This window comes from Arthrobacter sp. TJ-265 (assembly GCF_058269135.1).
On record NZ_JBZCND010000003.1, the window covers coordinates 405,614 to 423,484 of the forward strand.

The 17,871-nt window shown below is 71.5% G+C and carries 22 protein-coding genes; all 22 read left to right on the forward strand.

Annotated elements, in window-relative coordinates:
- Window positions 1–6 precede the first annotated feature (6 nt).
- The gene (gene fliS, locus AC4D2E_RS13505; RefSeq protein WP_490952940.1) at window positions 7–462 is read left to right on the forward strand and encodes a flagellar export chaperone FliS; all 456 of its coding nucleotides are present in this window, start codon (window positions 7–9) and stop codon (window positions 460–462) included.
- Window positions 463–475: 13 nt separating this feature from the next.
- Complete coding sequence (locus tag AC4D2E_RS13510) at window positions 476–820, forward strand: hypothetical protein (RefSeq protein ID WP_490911146.1); 345 nt, start codon at window positions 476–478, stop codon at window positions 818–820.
- 123 nt (window positions 821–943) lie between these two features.
- Window positions 944–1,285: a flagellar basal body rod protein FlgB gene (locus tag AC4D2E_RS13515; RefSeq protein WP_104166945.1), complete on the forward strand. Its 342-nt coding sequence runs from the start codon at window positions 944–946 to the stop codon at window positions 1,283–1,285.
- The gene (locus tag AC4D2E_RS13520; RefSeq protein ID WP_490911144.1) at window positions 1,285–1,677 is read left to right on the forward strand and encodes a flagellar basal body rod protein FlgC; all 393 of its coding nucleotides are present in this window, start codon (window positions 1,285–1,287) and stop codon (window positions 1,675–1,677) included. The genes AC4D2E_RS13515 and AC4D2E_RS13520 overlap by 1 nt, the downstream gene beginning before the upstream one ends.
- Complete coding sequence (gene fliE / locus AC4D2E_RS13525; RefSeq protein ID WP_490911142.1) at window positions 1,677–1,979, forward strand: flagellar hook-basal body complex protein FliE; 303 nt, start codon at window positions 1,677–1,679, stop codon at window positions 1,977–1,979. The genes AC4D2E_RS13520 and fliE overlap by 1 nt, the downstream gene beginning before the upstream one ends.
- Entirely contained in the window at window positions 1,979–3,619 is a 1,641-nt protein-coding gene (fliF, locus tag AC4D2E_RS13530; RefSeq protein ID WP_490952941.1) for a flagellar basal-body MS-ring/collar protein FliF, read from the forward strand. The genes fliE and fliF overlap by 1 nt, the downstream gene beginning before the upstream one ends.
- Window positions 3,616–4,638: a flagellar motor switch protein FliG gene (gene fliG, locus AC4D2E_RS13535; RefSeq protein WP_104166937.1), complete on the forward strand. Its 1,023-nt coding sequence runs from the start codon at window positions 3,616–3,618 to the stop codon at window positions 4,636–4,638. Before fliF ends, fliG begins: the two co-directional genes overlap by 4 nt.
- Window positions 4,628–5,233, forward strand: a complete 606-nt coding sequence (locus AC4D2E_RS13540; protein WP_490952942.1) for a FliH/SctL family protein — start codon at window positions 4,628–4,630, stop codon at window positions 5,231–5,233. Before fliG ends, AC4D2E_RS13540 begins: the two co-directional genes overlap by 11 nt.
- Window positions 5,230–6,558: a FliI/YscN family ATPase gene (locus tag AC4D2E_RS13545; RefSeq protein WP_490911138.1), complete on the forward strand. Its 1,329-nt coding sequence runs from the start codon at window positions 5,230–5,232 to the stop codon at window positions 6,556–6,558. Before AC4D2E_RS13540 ends, AC4D2E_RS13545 begins: the two co-directional genes overlap by 4 nt.
- A complete protein-coding gene (locus tag AC4D2E_RS13550) occupies window positions 6,558–6,992 on the forward strand; it encodes a flagellar FliJ family protein (RefSeq protein WP_490952943.1) in 435 nt (144 codons plus the stop codon). Before AC4D2E_RS13545 ends, AC4D2E_RS13550 begins: the two co-directional genes overlap by 1 nt.
- Window positions 6,989–7,777, forward strand: coding sequence for a C40 family peptidase (locus AC4D2E_RS13555; protein WP_490952944.1), 789 nt, complete (start codon window positions 6,989–6,991; stop codon window positions 7,775–7,777). The genes AC4D2E_RS13550 and AC4D2E_RS13555 overlap by 4 nt, the downstream gene beginning before the upstream one ends.
- A 1,061-nt stretch (window positions 7,778–8,838) precedes the next feature.
- Window positions 8,839–9,504, forward strand: a complete 666-nt coding sequence (locus tag AC4D2E_RS13560) for a flagellar hook-length control protein FliK (RefSeq protein WP_490952945.1) — start codon at window positions 8,839–8,841, stop codon at window positions 9,502–9,504.
- 14 nt (window positions 9,505–9,518) lie between these two features.
- Complete coding sequence (locus tag AC4D2E_RS13565) at window positions 9,519–9,959, forward strand: flagellar hook assembly protein FlgD (protein WP_104166925.1); 441 nt, start codon at window positions 9,519–9,521, stop codon at window positions 9,957–9,959.
- 51 nt (window positions 9,960–10,010) lie between these two features.
- Window positions 10,011–10,859, forward strand: a complete 849-nt coding sequence (locus tag AC4D2E_RS13570) for a flagellar hook-basal body complex protein (protein WP_104166923.1) — start codon at window positions 10,011–10,013, stop codon at window positions 10,857–10,859.
- 253 nt (window positions 10,860–11,112) lie between these two features.
- Window positions 11,113–12,309 carry an MFS transporter gene (locus AC4D2E_RS13575; RefSeq protein ID WP_490911611.1) on the forward strand — a complete coding sequence of 399 codons (1,197 nt, stop codon included), beginning with the start codon at window positions 11,113–11,115 and terminating at the stop codon, window positions 12,307–12,309.
- Window positions 12,310–12,538: 229 nt separating this feature from the next.
- A complete protein-coding gene (locus tag AC4D2E_RS13580; RefSeq protein WP_104166919.1) occupies window positions 12,539–12,904 on the forward strand; it encodes a flagellar FlbD family protein in 366 nt (121 codons plus the stop codon).
- Complete coding sequence (locus AC4D2E_RS13585; protein ID WP_490952946.1) at window positions 12,904–13,734, forward strand: motility protein A; 831 nt, start codon at window positions 12,904–12,906, stop codon at window positions 13,732–13,734. The genes AC4D2E_RS13580 and AC4D2E_RS13585 overlap by 1 nt, the downstream gene beginning before the upstream one ends.
- Window positions 13,731–14,708, forward strand: a complete 978-nt coding sequence (locus AC4D2E_RS13590; protein ID WP_490952947.1) for a flagellar motor protein MotB — start codon at window positions 13,731–13,733, stop codon at window positions 14,706–14,708. The genes AC4D2E_RS13585 and AC4D2E_RS13590 overlap by 4 nt, the downstream gene beginning before the upstream one ends.
- A 40-nt stretch (window positions 14,709–14,748) precedes the next feature.
- Window positions 14,749–15,660, forward strand: coding sequence for a flagellar motor switch protein FliM (locus tag AC4D2E_RS13595; protein ID WP_490911129.1), 912 nt, complete (start codon window positions 14,749–14,751; stop codon window positions 15,658–15,660).
- On the forward strand, window positions 15,657–16,361 hold the full coding sequence (gene fliN / locus AC4D2E_RS13600; protein WP_104166912.1) for a flagellar motor switch protein FliN: 705 nt from the start codon (window positions 15,657–15,659) through the stop codon (window positions 16,359–16,361). The genes AC4D2E_RS13595 and fliN overlap by 4 nt, the downstream gene beginning before the upstream one ends.
- On the forward strand, window positions 16,361–16,903 hold the full coding sequence (locus tag AC4D2E_RS13605; protein ID WP_490952948.1) for a FliO/MopB family protein: 543 nt from the start codon (window positions 16,361–16,363) through the stop codon (window positions 16,901–16,903). The genes fliN and AC4D2E_RS13605 overlap by 1 nt, the downstream gene beginning before the upstream one ends.
- Before the next feature lie 143 nt (window positions 16,904–17,046).
- A complete protein-coding gene (gene fliP / locus AC4D2E_RS13610) occupies window positions 17,047–17,871 on the forward strand; it encodes a flagellar type III secretion system pore protein FliP (RefSeq protein WP_490952969.1) in 825 nt (274 codons plus the stop codon).

Genomic DNA, 17,871 nt, shown 5'->3' on the forward strand with positions numbered 1-17,871 from the left:
CTGCAGATGAACGGATACCAGGCCAAGCGGTCGCAGTACGTGCAGGACGCCGTCCTCTCGGCCACCCCCGCCGGGCTGCTGACCATGCTCTACGACCGCCTGCTGCTCGACCTCGCGCGGGCCGGTGCCGCCCAGGAGGCGGCGGAGTGGACGCAAGCCTCGGAGAACCTGCTGCACGCGCAGGACATCGTGGGCGAGTTGATGTCCTCGCTGCGCACGGACGTCTGGGACGGCGCGGCAGGCCTTATGTCCCTCTATACCTATGTACGGCAGACCCTGGTCGAGGCCAACACCCGGCGGGACCGCGCGAAGACCGCGGAGTGCGCCGAGATCCTCGAGCCTCTGCGTCAGGCGTGGCACGAGGCGGCCCGCACCGGTCACACGCAGCCAACCGGCCAGACTCCCGCGTTCCAGCAGGGCCAGGACGCGCCCCGCTCCCTCGGAGTGCTCGGTGTCGGCTGATCCCGACAGTCCGATGACTACCGCAGCTCTCACGGCCTGGACCACTGTTCTCGACGCGCTCGAAACCGCGCTGGAGGCCGCGCCCGATTCGGTGCTCGACGACGCGGGGAACCCCGCGGCCGGCGACCTCATGCGTCAGACCGCCGTCCTCGCCGGCTGGATACCGCCACAGGTCGACGGTCCCATCCCCGCCGAGCTCCTTCCGCGTGCGCAGCGCATCAGCGAACGCCAGCAGGCCGTGCTCACCCGCCTGACCGCCGACGCCGAGACCCTGCGGCGCCACCGCAGCGCCGTCGGATCAGTCCGTGCAGCGACAGTCGCACAGGAGTCCGCCGTCTACCTCGACGTCACGGGCTGAAGTTCCACCGGCGAGTACCTAACGGCAGGTACGGGCACGACCGATAGTTCCCGGTGAGCATGGATCGCTCACCCCCAGGCCATGGATCGGCCGCTCAGCCTTGCAAGAAGAGGTTCTGCCGCCGTGCTCGATTCCGTGTCCTCGCTCGCTCTGCGCAGTGCCCTCGACGGGCTCGCCCTGCGCCAGCGTGTCACAGCGAACAACATCGCCAACGTCAACACTCCCGGCTTCCACGCGCAGCGAGTCAGCTTCGAGGACGCCCTCGCGCGGTCGGTGTCGATGGGCAACGGCAGCGTGCAGGCCACCACCGACACCTCCCTCGAACCCACCCGGCTCAACGGCAGCAACGTCAACATGGACACGGAGACCCTCTCCAACATCGACACCGTGCTGCGCTTCCAGTTCGCGGCCCGCGCCGTCGAGGGCCCCTTCACCAGCATCCGCACCGCACTGAGGACCAACTGATGACCTTCGACGCCATCGGCATCTCCGGCACGGGGCTCACCCTGCACCGCAAGTGGCTCGACGCCGTCGCGGACAACATGGCCAACGCCAACACGGTCACCTCGACCGACGGCGCCGCCTTCCAGCAGCGCTACATCACGGCGAGCGCCGACGGGAACGGGCAGGGCGCGTACGTCGCCGGGACCGAGTTCGGCAGTGCCGAGGGCCGTCTGGTCCACGAACCCACCCACCCCCTCGCGGACGCGGACGGCTACGTCCGCTACCCCGACATCGACATGAGCGCCCAGATGGGGCAGCTCATCATGGCGCAGCGCGGCTACCAGGCCAACGCCGCCGTCGTCGACCGCGCCAAAGCCACCTACGAAGCCGCCCTCCAGATCGGACGCTCCTGATGCCCGTCCCCGCCATCGGCGCCGTCCAGCCCGTTGCCACCTCCTACCTGCCGTCCGCCGGCGCCGTGTCCGACACCGGCGGCGAGGGGTTCGCAACCTCCCTCACCTCCGCCGTGGACAACATCCAGGGCCTGCAGTCGGCGTCGAACGCGCTCTCGGTGCAGGCCGTCACCGGTGACCTCACCGACATCCACAACGCCACCCTCGCCTCCACGCGCGCCCAGGTGACGCTGGAGCTCGTCGCGGCCGTCCGGAACAAGGGCGTTGACGCCTTCAACGAGATCATGAGGATGCAGGCCTGATGCCCACGCCCCTGTCCACCGCCGCCACCCGCCTGGGTGACGCCGTGAAGAGTTTCACCATCGCCCAGCGCACCATCGCCATCATCGGCGTCGCCGTGCTGGTGCTCGGCGGGATCGCGCTCACGTCCTGGCTCTCGAAGCCCTCCTACACCCCGCTGTTCTCGGGGCTGAGCGGCGAGGACGCCAGCACCATCGTGGACCAGCTGCAGACCGACGGCGTGCCGTACGAGCTGACCCAGGGCGGCGGCACCATCCTCGTCCCCGAGACCGCCGTCTACGACCAGCGGATCAAGGCGGCCTCCGCGGGGCTGCCGTCGTCCTCCACCGGCGGCTACTCGCTGCTCGACGACATGGGGGTCACGTCCTCCGAGTTCCAGCAGTCCACCACCTACAAGCGGGCGCTCGAGGGAGAGCTCGCCGCGACCGTCTCCGCGATCGACGGCGTCAAGGCCGCGACCGTCCGCCTCGCCGTCCCCGAGGACACCGTCTTCGTGGCCGAGCAGGGCAAGCCGACGGCGTCGGTGTTCGTGCAGACGAACCCGGGCGCCACCCTTTCGAGCGACCAGGTGCAGGCGATCACGCACCTCACCTCGGCCTCGATCGACCGCATGGACGCCGCCGACGTCGCCGTGATCGACTCCGAGGGCCGGGTGCTGTCCGCGGTCGGCGTCGGCGCCACCGGCGGCAGCGACCAGCAGGCCTCGGACTACGAGCAGCGCATCCAGGCCTCCGTGCAGGCCATGCTCGACCGCGTGGTCGGGGTCGGCAACGCGACCGTCGCCGTTGCTGCGGACATGCAGCGCGAGAGCGCCGAGCGTGTCGAGGAGACCTTCACGACGCCCGAGAACGCTCCCGCCCTCAACGAGTCCACCTCCACCGAGGAATACGAGGGCGCCGGAGGCGCCCGGGCCGGCGTCCTCGGCCCGGACAACATCGCTGTGCCGGAGGACGGCGCCGACGGCGACGGCACCTTCAACTCCGAGACGAGTACACGCAACAACGCCGTGAACAAGACCACGGAGTCCACCACGGTGCCCGCCGGCGGCATCAACCGCCAGACCATCTCCGTCGCCGTGAACCGGGGTGCCACGGCCAACATGGACGTCGCCGCGCTCACTGCGGTCGTCTCCAGCGCCGCCGGCGTGGACGCAGCCCGCGGCGACGTGGTGACGGTCGAGGAACTGCCGTTCAGCGACGCCGGGGCCAACGCCGCCGCGGATGCGCTGGCGGAGGCCGAGGCCGCCGCCGCGGCACAGCAGCGGGCGGACCTCATCCGGACGCTGTCCATCGTGGCGGCCATCCTGTTCGTCGCCATCGTGGCGCTCATCATCTACGCACGCCGCTCGCGCCGCCAGCGACGTGAACCGCTCGACCTCGGGGAGCTGCAGGGCGTCTACCCGGCGATCCCCGCGCCCAGCACCCCCGCGATCGATCCCGTGCCCGCTCTGCTCACCCCCCTGGAGCCGGCCCCGAGCACCACCACGATCGACGTCGCCGCGGTGCAGGCCGCTCTGCAGGCAGGGGCGGCGGAATCCGACCTCGAGCGCATGCGTGCGGAGGTCGAGGCCCTCGCGTCCCAGGACCCCGCGAAGACGGCCGAGTTCCTGCGCAGCATGATGGATGACAGGCAGAGCGTATGAGCACCCTCGCCCGCGCCGCCGTGACCGGGACCCAGAAGGCCGCCATGGTGCTCATGCAGCTGGACCAGCACCGGGCGGCGGAGGTCCTCAAGCAGATGTCCGAGGCCGAGGCCGAGGAGATCGTCGCCGAGATCGTGCGCCTGCGCCGGGTGGAACCCGCCGCGGCGCAGGAGGCACTCGCGGAGTTCCACGAGATCACCACCAGCGGCCTGCGCCGCACGCGCGGCGGCATGGACGTGGCCATCGGGCTGCTCGAGTCCTCCTTCGGCGCGGAGCGCGCGGCGGGCGTGGTGGGGCGCCTGGCCTCGACGGCGGCCGGCAAGTCGTTCGAGTTCCTCGACAGCGTGGAGCCCGGCCAGATCCAGACGGTCCTCGAGGGCGAGCTCCCGCAGACCATCGCCCTGGTCCTGGCGCACCTCAGGCCCGAACACGCGTCCACCGTTCTCACCGGGCTGAACCAGGACACCGGCACCGACGTGGCCCAGTGCATCGCGACCATGGGTTCCGCGACACCGGAGGCGGTGTCCATCGTGGCCGACACCATCAAGATCAGGGCCGGCGCCGTCGCGGCTCCGCGCCGGGGAACGACGGCGATCGGCGGCATCCAGCCCCTCGTCGACATCATCAACCGGGCGGACGTCAGCACCGAACGTGCGCTGCTCGACGGCCTCGAGCTCCGCGACCCGGTGCTGGCCGAGGAGGTCCGCGCGCGCATGCTGACCTTCGCGGACATCGTCCACCTCGAGCGCCGCGACGTCCAGCAGGTCCTGCGCGGGATCGATTCGGCCGTCCTCGCCCTCGCGATGAAGGGAGCCGCCGAGGCGGTGGTGACCGTGATCCGCTCCAACGTCTCCGAGCGCAACCGGGAGATCCTCGACGACGAGATCCGCGCCGTCGGTCCCGTCCGCATGTCGCAGGTCGAGGAGGCCCGCGCCGAGGTGGTGCGCGCCATCCGCGATCTCGAGGCGCAGGGCACCATCACCATCCAGCGCGGGGACGAGGACGAGTATGTCGACTGACGCCCTCGCACCCTTCGCCTTCCCACGTCTCGGCCCCGGCTCGGGCCAGGCCGCGCACCATGCCGCCGTCGCCCAGGGCCACGCGGCGGGGTACGCCGACGGGCTGGCCCTCGCGCGCGCCGAACTCGCCGAGCACCGGGCGCGGCTCGACGCCGAGCACGCCGCCGCCCGTGCGCAGGCGGACATTGTCCTCGCGCAGCGCCTGCGGGTCCTGGACACGGCCGCGCGGGCCTTCGACGCGCGGACCGCCCCGGTCATCGACGAGGCACGCACCCGGATCCTCGACGCCGCCGTCGGCATCACCGAGGCGCTGCTCGGCCGCGCCTTGGAGGACGGGCCGTCCTCGGCGCGTGCCGCCGTCGCGCGTGCCCTCCGGGGAGCGGAGGGTGTGGAGGTGCGTGCCGTGCGCCTGCATCCCGCGGACCTGGCCGTGCTCACCCCGGGGGACACCCCGGCCGCCGTGCGCCTCGTGCCCGATGCCTCCCTCCAGCGCGGCGACGCCGTCGCGGAGTGCCCGGACGGTCATGTGGACGCGTGCCTCGGTACGGCGCTCGCCCGTGTGCGGTCCGCCCTGACCGCCGGGGGTGCCGCATGAGCCTCGCTATCGAGGACGCCGTGGGGCACGCACTCGCCGCCGCCGCGCCGCAGCGGTACGGCAGGGTCGCCTCCGTCGTGGGGCTCGGCGTCGATGTCGTGGGCCTCGACTGCGCCATCGGGGACGTCGTCACGATCGGCGATCCTGCAGCCGGCTCCGGGACCGTCGACGCCGAGGTCGTCGCCGCCTCGCTCACCGGGCTGCGCTGCATGCCGTACGCCCACCTCTCGGGCATTCAGGCGGGAGCGCCCGTGCGCGCCCAGGGAGGCCCGCTGCTGGTGCCGGTGGGACCGGGCCTCCTGGGCCGCGTGCTCGACGGCGTGGGCCGGCCCATCGACGGGCGCGGCCCGCTCACCGACGTCGCATGGGTGTCGCTGGACAACACCCCGCCGCCGGCGCTGGAACGCACCCGCATCACCGAACCCCTCCAGCTGGGCGTGCGGGTGATGGACACCCTGACCACCGTGGGCCGTGGGCAGCGCATGGGCCTGTTCGCCGGGTCCGGGGTCGGCAAGTCCTCGCTGCTGTCCATGATCGCCCGCGGCACCGACGCCGCCGTCTCGGTGATCGCCCTCGTGGGCGAGCGCGGCCGCGAGGTCAGGGACTTCCTGGAGGACGATCTCGGCGCCGAAGGCCTCGCCCGGTCGATCGTGGTGGTCTCGACGTCGGACGAGCCGGCACTCCTGCGCCTGCGCGCCGCGTTCGTGGCCACGCGGATCGCCGAGGCGTTCCGCGACGGCGGCGCCGACGTCATGCTCATGATGGACTCGCTCACGCGGGTGGCGATGGCCCAGCGCGAGATCGGCCTCAGTGTCGGCGAACCCCCCGCCACCCGCGGCTACCCGCCCTCCACCTTCTCGCTGCTCGCCCAGCTCCTCGAACGGGCGGGGACCGGCGCGGCAGGCTCCGTGACCGGCATGTACACGGTGCTCGTGGACGGCGACGACCACAACGAGCCCGTCGCCGACGCCGCGCGGTCCATCCTCGACGGGCACGTGGTGCTCGACCGCAAGCTCGCCGTCGCAGGACATTTCCCGTCGATCGACCCGCTGGCCTCCATCTCCCGGGTGGCGTCCCGTGTCACCACGCGCGAGCAGGCCGCGGTGGCCGCCGTGCTGCGCAGGACCCTTGCCGCACGGAAAGCCGCCCAGGACCTCATCGACGTCGGTGCGTACGCCCGCGGGTCCAACCCGCTCGTAGACGCCGCCCTGAACCACGAGGCCGGCATCAACGCCTTCCTGCAGCAGCGGATGGACGAGCAGACCCCGTTCGACGACGCCTGGAACCGCCTGGCCGGCCTCACGACATCGATGGGAGTCTCCTGATGGCACGACAGTTCCCCCTCGCGGGCCTGCTCCGGCTGCGCCAGTTGCGGGAGGAAGAGGCCGCGGGTTCCCTGGCGGCAGCGAACGAACGCCTCCGGGCTTCGCGCACCCGCACCGACGACCTCAGCGACGCCCTCGACGGCACGGACATCAGCCCCGCCGGCTCGGCGTCGCTGTACGCGGTGGCCGCGGCCCGGGCGTCGGCCCGCAGCATGCTCGCCGACCTGCACGCTCTCGAGCAGCAGCTGCAGGGTGAGCAGTGCCGCGCGCAGGACCAGTACCGCGCCGCTCGAGCGGCGACCATGGGCCTCGAGAAACTCGAGGACCGCCACCGGGACGCGGAGGCGACGGCGCTGATCGGTGCCGAGCAGCGTGTCCTCGACGAACTCGCCTCGGTCAGCAGTGCCCGGCGCAGTGCAGAGGAGAGATCATGACCATCACCGACGCGGTAGGCCGCATCCAGCAGATCCAGTCCACCCTGACCATGCTCTCCGCCCCGGCGGCGCGGGCGCAGGCCGCTCCGGCGGCGGCGGCGGCGGGCGGCACCTCGGCAGGTTCGTCCAGAACACCGGCGAGTAGCACCGCGGACCTGTTCGCCGACGCACTCGCGGGTGTCTCCGGTGCTTCCGGTGGTGCTGCAGCCGCCGAGGCCGTCGACCCGGCGCCCGCCGTCGCACCCGCTGTCGGTTCCCCGGCGCCCGTCGCCGGAGCAGGCACCGCACCTGTACCCGTTCCGGCCTCGGCGGACGCGGCCCGGCTCATCGAGGCCGCGCGGTCCTACGAGGGCGTCCCGTACGTGTGGGGAGGCACCGACCCCGCGTCCGGCCTCGACTGTTCGGGCTTCGTGCAGCGCGCATACGCGGATATCGGCATCCAGATCCCGCGCGTGACCTGGGACCAGATGAACGCCGGGACCCACGTCCCGTCGCTCGCGGAGGCCCAGCCCGGCGACCTGCTGTTCAGCCTCGAGGGCGGCCACGTGTCCATGTACCTCGGGGGAGGCAAGGCGATCGACGCCCCGCAGCCCGGCAAGACCGTCGCGGTCCGGGACATGTGGGAGACCGACGCGAACATCACCACCATCCGCCGCCTCCTGCCGACGGCTCCCGCCGGAGCCGCGTCCGTGGCGGCCCCGGTGGTCGGCGCTGCCGCAACTCCGGAGTCTGCCGAGCCGGCCTACGCGGCCCAGGCGGCCTTCCTCGCGAGCATGGCGCGATGACCCCCGTGCAGGGGCTTCCCGTGGCAGCCGTTCCGCGCGCGGCAGCGGATCCGTCGCGCCCGGGTGCCGGTGCCCGGGACACGCACTCGGCGTCGTCCTTCGGCGAGCTGTACCGGAGGCATGCGGGGGAGCGCCCGGGCGAGCGCGGGATCGGCCGTGGTGGCGATGTCGCGGGCGGCGTCGCGGGTCGTGCGACGGATCGCACCGCCACCCCGGGTGTCGGCCGTACCTCCGGCCCTGTTCCTGGCAGTGTCTCGGGTCCTGTAGCGGGCACGGCAGCCGGACCCGGCTCGGGCCCGGCCGTGAGCCGAGCTCGCCCGACCGCGCATGCCGAAGCGAATCGCCCGGATCGCGACGCCCCAGGTGGTGTCCGTCCCCCGGTGCCTCCCACGAGCCGTCCCCACGGCCCGGACGCCGGCTCGCGGGTGATGCCGGCAGCCTCCGCTGCGGAGGGAACCGACACTGTCATTGCAGCAGTGGTTTCAGGTGCCGGATCCACGGAAGCCATGACGTCGAGCGTCACCACTGCCTCGGCAGGGTCCGCCCCGGCGCCCGGGCACGGGGGCGGACCGGCCACGCAGACATCGCCGGGGCCCGTGGTCCCCCCTGCCGTCGAGGCAACCACCGGCCCCACCGTCCCCGGAGCCGCAGCGTCGTCCAGCGGTGATGCCGGCGTACCCGGTGGCCCGGTATCCCCTGCACGGGCGATTCCGGGAACGGTCCCCGGCGCGGTGCCGACGGAGGAGAACAGCGAGGCGAGGCCGGTCATGGACGCGGGAACGGGGACGCCGCGGGCAACAGCCGTTTCCGGTGCGGCGACGTCGGGCACGGACAGCGGAGCGCCATCGGCAGATACAGACGCAGACGCAGGCACAGACGCAGGCACAGCCACAGACACCGTCCCGGCGTCGTCGTCGGCTTCTCGTGCCACGGCGGGTTCCGCCGGTACGGGCGCCGCACCTGCTCCAACTGGTACGGGCGTCGCACCTGCTCCAACCGGCCCAGGCGTCGCAGCTGCTCCTACTGCTCCTACTGCTTCTACCGTTCCGGCGGACGGCGTCGTGCCTGCATCCGACCCCATACCTGAGGCGACCGCCCCCGCAGCGGTGGCCGGCATGCAGGACACCACCGATTCCGGCACGCCGACCCAGGCCGGTGACGGAACGGCCGCCGACGGGATCACCGAGCAGGCCGGGGCGGCCCCGCAGCCGGCACCCGGACGCGCCGAACTGCCCGTGCCCTTGCCGCCGGTGTCCGGGGCCGCCGTCGTCGGAGCCGGTGATGCGGCAGCAGCGGCTCCGGTCCGACCGGCCACGGTACCCCTGCCGCAGCAACTGGGCGGCCACGCGTTCGCGCTCGCCCGGTCCGCGGCCGACGCTCCGGGCGGGACGAGCACCATCACCGTCACCGTCGCACCCGACGATCTCGGACCCATCACCATCCGCGCCAGCTTCGCCCCGGATGGCACGCGGCTCGAGTTCTTCTCCTCCACGGACGTCGGGCGCGAGGCCCTCAAGCAGGCCATGCCGGACCTGCGGCGCGAGGCGTCGTCGTCGGGCCTGTCCGCATCGCTCGATCTCGGGACCGGCACGCCCGAGGACCGCAGGGACGAGCGGCGCGACGAGCCGTCCGGCCATGCCGCCACAGCGATCCACCGCCCGGTGCAGGGCACCCCCTGGACCCCGAGCCCCGCCGCGGGCTCCTCCACCCTCGATCTGTTCGCCTGACCCGGAAGGACACCATGCCCATCGACCCCGTCGCGTCCGCGACCTTCGCCCCCACCGAGGCCCCGGCCACCGGAACCCGGAAGCAGACCATGGACTCCGAGGTGTTCATGTCCCTGCTCGTCAGCCAACTCCGCAACCAGGACCCCAGCGCTCCCATGGACACCAACGAGATGATCGCGCAGACCACGCAGCTGGCCATGATGGAGAAGATCACGCAGATGACCGGCGTCAGCGAGGAGAACTTCCACCTCCAGATGCGCTCCTCGGCGGCCGCGCTGATCGGCAACGAGGTCTCCTACACCGGGGCGGACGGCGTCGAGGCCCGCGGCCTGGCAACGGCCGTCTCCTACAGCGGTCCCGTCCCCACCGTCACGATCGGCGGCAAGAGCATCGCCCTCGACCTCGTCTCCGGCGTGGGCGTGCTCCCTGCGCCGTCGCCCGCACCCGTTTCCTGATCCCGCACCCCACTTCCTGATCCGCCCGCTCCGCTTTCGAAAGGCACCATCATGCTTCGCTCGCTCTACTCCGGCATCTCGGGGCTCCGCTCCCACCAGACCATGCTCGATGTCACCGGCAACAACATCGCCAACGTCAACACCACGGGCTACAAGGCCTCCGCCACCCAGTTCCAGGACACGCTGTCCCAGCTGACGCAGGGGGCCGGTGCTCCGCAGGAAGCCCTCGGTGGCACCAACCCCGCCCAGGTGGGCCTCGGCGCGCAGGTGGCCGGCATCATCACCAACTTCTCGCAGGGCTCCACCCAGGCAACTGGCCGCGCCACGGACATGATGATCTCCGGCGACGGCTTCTTCATCACCCGCAACGGCGCGGAGACGCTCTACACCCGTGCCGGTGCCTTCACTCCCGACGCGGACGGCAGGCTCGTCACGCCGGACGGCTCCATCGTCCAGGGATGGCCCGCTGTCAACGGCGTCCTTCAGGAGGGTGGCCCGGTCAGCGATCTGCGGATGCCCCGGAAGGGCGAGGTCTCCGCGGCCGGTACCCTCGAGTCCTTCACCGTGGGCCCTGACGGCACCCTGATAGGTGCGTTCAGCGACGGCTCCCGCCAGCCCCTCGGACGCGTGGCGCTTGCCGGTTTCACGAACCCCGCGGGCCTGGAGAAGGCGGGCGGCTCCTCCTACCGCGCGACGGCGAACTCGGGTGCGGCGGAGATCGGCACCGCCGACAGCAACGGCCTCGGATCGCTCGACGCGGGATCGCTCGAGATGTCCAACGTGGACCTCTCCCAGGAGTTCACGAATCTCATCGTGGCGCAGCGCGGTTTCCAGGCGAACGCGCGCATCATCACGACGTCGGACGAAGTGCTTCAGGAGCTCACGAACCTCAAGAGGTAATGATCCGGAACTCCATGCCGTCCCCGGCTCACCGATGGTCCCGAAGGGCTGCCGTCTAAGGCTGCAGGGGACGCTGCCTCCACCAGAGGTCGCATGATTGCAGCAGGCCGAGTCGGCCTGGAGTGAGCGCCGACTCTGCCTGCTGCAGTAGAGGGGAGCGTGCGCCGGGGGCTTGGGCGTGGCGGGCAGCAGCAGTCCCACGGGCAATGGATGAGCAAGAAGAGGTCGCGGGTGACTTTAGGGTTATCTGGTGATGGGTGTCGAGCGGGATCGGCCGCGTGGGGGTCTGGCGGCGCTGTGTGTCGCGCAGACCACGAGCTGGGGCCTGCTCTACTACTCGCTGCCGGTGGCCCTCGTCCCGATTAGCAAGGACACCGGCTGGTCCGTGCCGGCGATGACGGCCGCGTTCTCGGCTGGACTGATCGTCTCCGCGTTCGCCGGTGTGCGGGTAGGGCGTGCGCTGGACCGGACGGGGCCACGGCTTCTGATGAGTATCGGAAGTGTCATAGGCGTCGTGGCGCTGGTGCTGGTGGGTCTGGCCCCGAACTTCCCGGTGTTCGCTGCCGCGTGGATCGTCGCGGGATTCGCGCAGGCTGCGGTGTTCTACCAGCCGGCGTTCGTCGTCATCACCCGCTGGTTCGGGCCGTCCAGGGTGCGGGCCCTGACGGCTCTGACCCTGGTGGCGGGGTTCGCGTCGACGATCTTCGCGCCTGTCACTGCGGCGTTGATCGACGGGCTGGGATGGCGCACCGCCTACCTCGTCCTGGCGGGGATCCTGGCCGTCGTGACGATCCCGCTGCACTGGTTCTTCCTCAACGCCCACTGGTCTTCCACTGCCGCTCCACCTGCCGGGGCAGGGCCGCCGCAGGACACTCGTATGGTGTCCCGAAGCCGGCCGTTCCGTCTGCTCCAGGCCACCATGGCCCTCTCGACGCTCGCCCTCTACGCGGTCACCTTCAATCTGGTAGCCCTGTTCCTGGAGCGCGGCGTGAGTTACCAGAGTGCGGCAGTGGCCTTCGGCCTGATCGGGGTAGGGCAGGTCATCGGCCGGATCGTGTACTCGGCGCTGCCGTCGAACACGTCAGCCGTGGCTCGGACCGTGGTGCTCACCGCCGTCGGAGCCGCATCGGTGTGGGCCCTGGCGCTGATACCGGGCCCACCAGGACTGCTCGTCATCGTGGTGGTGATCGCCGGGATGGTGCGCGGCTGCAACACGCTCCTGCTGGCCACTTCCGTATCGGACCGGTGGGGAACACGGAATTTCGGCGCCCTGCAGGGCGTCTTCGCGGCGCCGGTGACCGTGGTCGGAGCGCTGGCTCCCGCCGCGGGCCCCGCGCTCGCGTCAGTGCTCGGCGGCTACCCGGAGATGGCTCTGGTGATGGCCGTACTCGCCACCATCGGTGTCCTCACCGCTTCGCGCACCCGCACACCCGAGCACCCGCCCGCCTGATCGGCGGCCCGCCGGGCGGCTGCTCCGCGACACGACTCCCCGGTGCCGGCGTGCCTCCGGGGACCGCAGTGTCGGCCTGGTGACCCGACACCCGGGAGAAGAAGCTCGTCTCCCACCCCGCGCTGGTCCACCATGGCGTCCGCGGGGTGCCCGCCCTTACGAAGCCGGTGCCCGTGCCGACAGTGGGAGGAAGAGACCCCGCCGGGGTGTCCCGACCCCAGGATGTCCGATGATCGTGGTGACCCGGCTCAACGAGAGCCAGTTCGCGGTGAACCCTGACCTCATCGAGCGCATCCACGAGAATCCGGACACCACGCTCGTGATGGTCGACGGCGCGAAGTACATCGTCACGGAGTCCCTCATCGAGGTGATCGAACTCATCGCCGCGTACCGCGCGCGCATCATCTCGCTGGCGCGGTTCATGCCCGGCGACCCGTTCGGTGACCCGTCCGAGGGCAGGGACCAGGCAGCCCAGCGTCCGCTCGGCCTCGTCCGAAATGCGGATACCGCGGCCCCCACCGACACCAGCCAGAGCGGGTCGGCCGGCACCGAGGGTGCCGGCCAGCCCGTCCAGTTCAGACCAAGGACCACGTAATGGATCCCGCAACAATCATCGGTATCCTCGTCGCCTTCGGCGCGCTGTACGCGATGATCACCCTGGAGCACGCGAGCGTCGAGGCGCTCCTGCTGCCGGCGCCCATGATCCTCGTGTTCGGCGCCACGATCGCCATCGGGATCGCCGGCGGCACCTTCAAGGACTTCCTGGTCGCGGTGAAGGCCGTCCCGCCGGCCATGATGGGCAAGACCGTCCCGCCGCAGGAGACGATCGACAGCGTGGTGGTCCTCGCGGAGAAGGCCCGCAGCGAGGGTCTGCTCGCGCTCGAGGAGGAAGCCAACACCGTAGGGGACCCTTTCCTGCGCGGGGCTCTCCAGAACATCGCGGACGGGACGGATGGAGAGGAGCTGCGCGAGATCCTCGAGGACGAGATCGACTCCGCCTCCCAGACGCACCGCACGGCCTCGAAGTTCTTCGCGAGCCTCGGCGGCTACGCCCCGACGGTGGGCATCATCGGGACCGTCGTCTCGCTGACCCACGTGCTCGAGAACCTCTCCAGCCCCGACAAGCTGGGGCCCATGATCGCCGCCGCCTTCGTCGCGACGCTCTGGGGGCTGCTCTCGGCGAACTTCCTGTGGCTGCCCATCGGCACCCGCATCAAGCGCCTGGGTGAGATGGAGACGGCGCGCATGACGCTCCTGATGGAGGGAGTCCTCGCGGTGCAGGCCGGCAGCCAACCCCGCCTGCTCGGCGAGCGGTTGAAGGCCATGGTGCCGCAGCATGCGCAGGGCAAGGGTGGCAAGGACCGCGGCAAGGGCGCGAAGGGCGCCGCCGACGGGCCGGCCGCGCAGGGCAAGGCCGCGGCGTGAGCAGACGCCCGCACCGCCGCCGGCGCAGCGAGGAGCACGGCGAGGAACATCCGGACGAGCGCTGGATGGCGTCCTACATGGACATGGTCACCGTGCTGATGTGCATGTTCATCGTCCTGTACGCGATGTCCAGTGTGGACCAGCAGAAGTTCGAACAGCTGCGTGCCTCGCTCGCCACGGGCTTCGGCACGGTCGAGACCGCAACCGTGGACACGGCGGAGGGAACCGTCGTCGCCGCGGAGAACGTCAACGCCGAGGGGGAGTCCTTCACCGGGGGAGCCGCACTCGCGGACGTCGCCCCGGAGACACCGAAGGACGAACCCGGCGCCGCGGACGTCGCCGTCCCGACGCCGTCGCCGTCGCCATCGGCCGGCGGAGCGTCCGAGACCACCGCACCGACGCCGTCGCCCTCACCATCGGCCGGCGGGGACGCTGCGGAGCCGACGACGGACCGCGAGCGCGCGACGGCGGAAGTGGAGAACCTCCGGGCACTGCAGGAGCGGATCGACGCCGGGCTGCGCGAGCGGGACCTCGAGACGGCCGTCCGCTACGTGATCGACGAGCGTGGCCTCACCATCCGACTCGTCGGTTCCGAGACCTTCTTCCTCCCGGACAGCGCACAGCTGACCGAACAGACGCAGCGCGTGCTCGAGAGCGTGGGACCGATCCTGGCGACCATCCCCAACGAGGTGGGCGTCGAGGGACACACCGCGCGCCTGCCCGACTCCGTGCCGCGGCCGCTCGACTGGGAACTGTCCACCGAACGGGCCGTCAACGTGGTGCGGAACCTCATCGACTCCGGCGGAGTCCCCGCGCCCCGCCTGGTGGCCATCGGCTACGGCGAATCGCGGCCGCTGGCGCCCGGCACCACCGAGGCGGAGCTCGAACTGAACCGCCGCGTGGACATCGTGGTGCACTCCGACGAACCCGAGAGCGTGCGCGCTCTCATCCCGGGAATCACCGGCGGCACCTGAACCGCTAACGACCGGCCGACCTCGTCCGATAGTCGTTGGCGTGACGGTCCAGGAACAACTCTCCTTTGGCGTGCCCTCGGCACCCGCAAGGGCGGTGGATGTCTATGACTTCCGCCGGCCCACCACGCTCGCCCGCGAGCACTCTCGAGTACTCGAACTCGCGTTCGAGACCTTCGCGCGCCAGTGGGGCACGCAGCTCACCGCGAAGGTCCGCGTGATCTCGCAGGTGACGAGCGAGCAGGTCCTCATGCAGACCTACAACGAGTATGCGGCGTCGCTGCCCGCCACCACGGCGATGGTCCTGTGCACCATCCCGGACCATACGAGCAAGGCCGTGATCCAGTTCCCCGCCTCCGCGGGCCTGTTCTGGGTGGACTCCATGCTCGGCGGCCACGGGACGGTGCCTCCGGGCGAACGGAAGTTCACGCAGATCGAGCAGGCCCTGATCCGGCGGCTCATGGACGACGCCCTCGAGGGGCTCCACTACTCGCTCGGGTCCGTGCTGACGCACCAGCTCGGGATCGACTCCCTCCAGTACAACTCGCAGTTCGCCCAGGCGGCCTCGACCACGGAGCTCATGATCGTGGGCACCTTCGAGATCCGCGTCGGCGAGCGGTCCTGCCCCGCGACGGTCGCCATCCCCGCGCAGCTCCTGCTCGCACAGCTCGGGGACACGAACCCGACCGCGACCGGCGAGGACGCCCGCGAGCTGATCGAACAGCAGGTCGCGCACGTGCCCGTCGACGTCGCCGTACAGCTCGCGGCGCTGCCCGTCCTGCCCTCACGCATCCTCGACCTGGCCGTCGGGGACGTCCTGAAGCTGCCGCATCCGCAGCACCGGCCCTTCGAGCTCGCCGTCAACGGGCAGCGACTCGGCGAGGCCGCCCTGGGCCAGAACGGATCCCGTCTTGCCTGCGTAGTAGTGACCACCGAGGAGAACCCCGCACCATGAACACCACCACCGCCGAGTTCGACGCCGCCGCATCCCTCGCCGCGCGTCTGCCCCTTCCCGGGCCGCTCACGGCCCAGACCTGCAACGCCTCCGAGGTGCCGTCCGCCAGCGCGTCGACCGCCGTCGTCGCGTCCTTCGTGGGCGCGGCCTCCGCCGACCTCGCCGTCGTCCTGATCGACACCCAGCCCCTGGCCGCGGCCGCCGGCACGTCGTCACCCCTCGTCTCCCCAGCCGATGTGCTCGTGCCGGCGCTCGAGGCCGCCTCCTCGTCCCTCGGCGACGGCGTGCTCGGCGCCCCCGCCGTGCAGGACGCCCTGCCGCTGTTCCGCGACGCCGAGACCTCCGTGTTCCGGCTCGCCGGGCCCGCCGGCACCGTGGGATGGTTCGCCCTGCGCCTGCGCGGCGCGCGACCCGGCGCCGCCCCCCGCCGCTCCTCCGCGTCCGCCGGCGCAGCCAACCTCGGGCGCATCAGCAACGTGGAGATGGCCATGACGGTCGAGATCGGCCGCACCCGCATGTCCGTCCGGGACGTCCTGGACCTCGAACCCGGTGCCGTCATCGAGCTCGACCGCTCCGCCGGTGCTCCTGCCGACGTCCTGCTCAACGGCCGGCTCGTCGCGCACGGCGAGGTCGTGGTGGTCGACCAGGACTACGCGGTCCGCATCACGCAGATCCTCGACGTCACCGACGGCGCCCTCTAGTGGACGTCGTGGTCCTCGCGCTGCGGGTGCTGCTGTCCCTCGGCGTCGTCCTCGCGCTGCTCTTCGTGCTGCACCGCAAGGTCTCGAAGCTCAACGGCACACGGGCCGGTGCGGGCCTCGTGTCCGTCGTCGCCCGCCAGGGCCTCGGCGCGAAGGCCTCCCTCGTGGTGGTCGACGCCGAGGGCACCCGGTTCTACCTGGGCGTCACCGAGCAGGCGGTGTCGGTACTGCACTCCGCTGCGGCCCCGCGGACGCTGCAGGCCGTTCCCGCGGCCGACGCCGTCGCCCTGCCGCCCCGTGCGGTCCCGTCCGGAGACTCCGGAGCGGATCCTTCCTCCGGCCCGGCACCCGACGCGGACTTCGCCGCATCGCCGCGCCTCGCCGCGACCGGGAACGATCCGGTGCCCGCCACACGCCGTGCGGCCCGGGCTGCCCGGGCGGTCGAGCCCGTGCGCCCCACGGCACCACTGCACGGCTCGATCCTCGCGCCGGCCACCTGGAAGCAGACCGCAGCCTTCCTGCGCCAGGGACGGGTCGGGTGACGACGGCGTTCCTGCCGTCGGTCAGCCCGGCACGCTTCGCCGGCGTACCTCACCCCGCTCCGGGCGTGGCCGTGCGCTCTGACGCGGGTGCACGCTCCGCCCGGTGCTTCCCCGCCCGGTCCTTCCGCGCGCCGTTCCCGACGGTGCTCACGGCGCTTGCGGCCCTCGTGCTCGCCGTCGTCGTCGTCCTCCTCGGTGCCGCCGCCGGCCATGCGGGCGAACTGGACCCGGGTGTCCCCGAACCCACGGCGCCGTCCGCACCCGCGGACCCCACCGCCCCTGTGGCGCCGGGCAGCGACGACGGGCTCTCGGTCGAGATCAACGGCGTCAACGGTGCACCGAGCTCCGCGGTCCTGACCCTCATCGGCATCACCCTGCTGTCGGTGGCGCCGGCCCTGCTGCTGATGATGACGTCCTTCACGAAGATCTTCGTGGTGCTCGCCATGACCCGGAACGCCCTGTCCCTGCCGTCCATCCCGCCCAACCAGGTGCTCGCGGGGCTCGCCCTGTTCCTGTCGCTGTTCATCATGGCGCCGGTCCTCACCGAGATCAACAGTCTCGCCGTCCAGCCCTACCTCGATGGCTCGACGACGTTCACGGAGGCACTCACGGACGGCTCCGGACCGCTCCAGACCTTCATGCTGGCCCACACCCGCGAGGAGGACCTGGCGCTCATGACGCGGGCCGCCGGGCAACCGAATCCCGAGGACGCCGCGAGCGTCCCGCTGACCACCCTGATCCCCGCCTTCATGATCTCCGAGCTGCGGGCCGCGTTCATCATCGGCTTCGTGATCTTCGTGCCGTTCCTCGTGATCGACCTCGTGGTCTCCGCGGCCCTGATGTCCATGGGCATGATGATGCTGCCGCCGGTCATGATCTCGCTGCCCTTCAAGATCCTGCTGTTCGTCCTCGTGGACGGGTGGGGCCTCATCATCACGGCCCTCATCAACAGCTACCAGGGCGGTTGA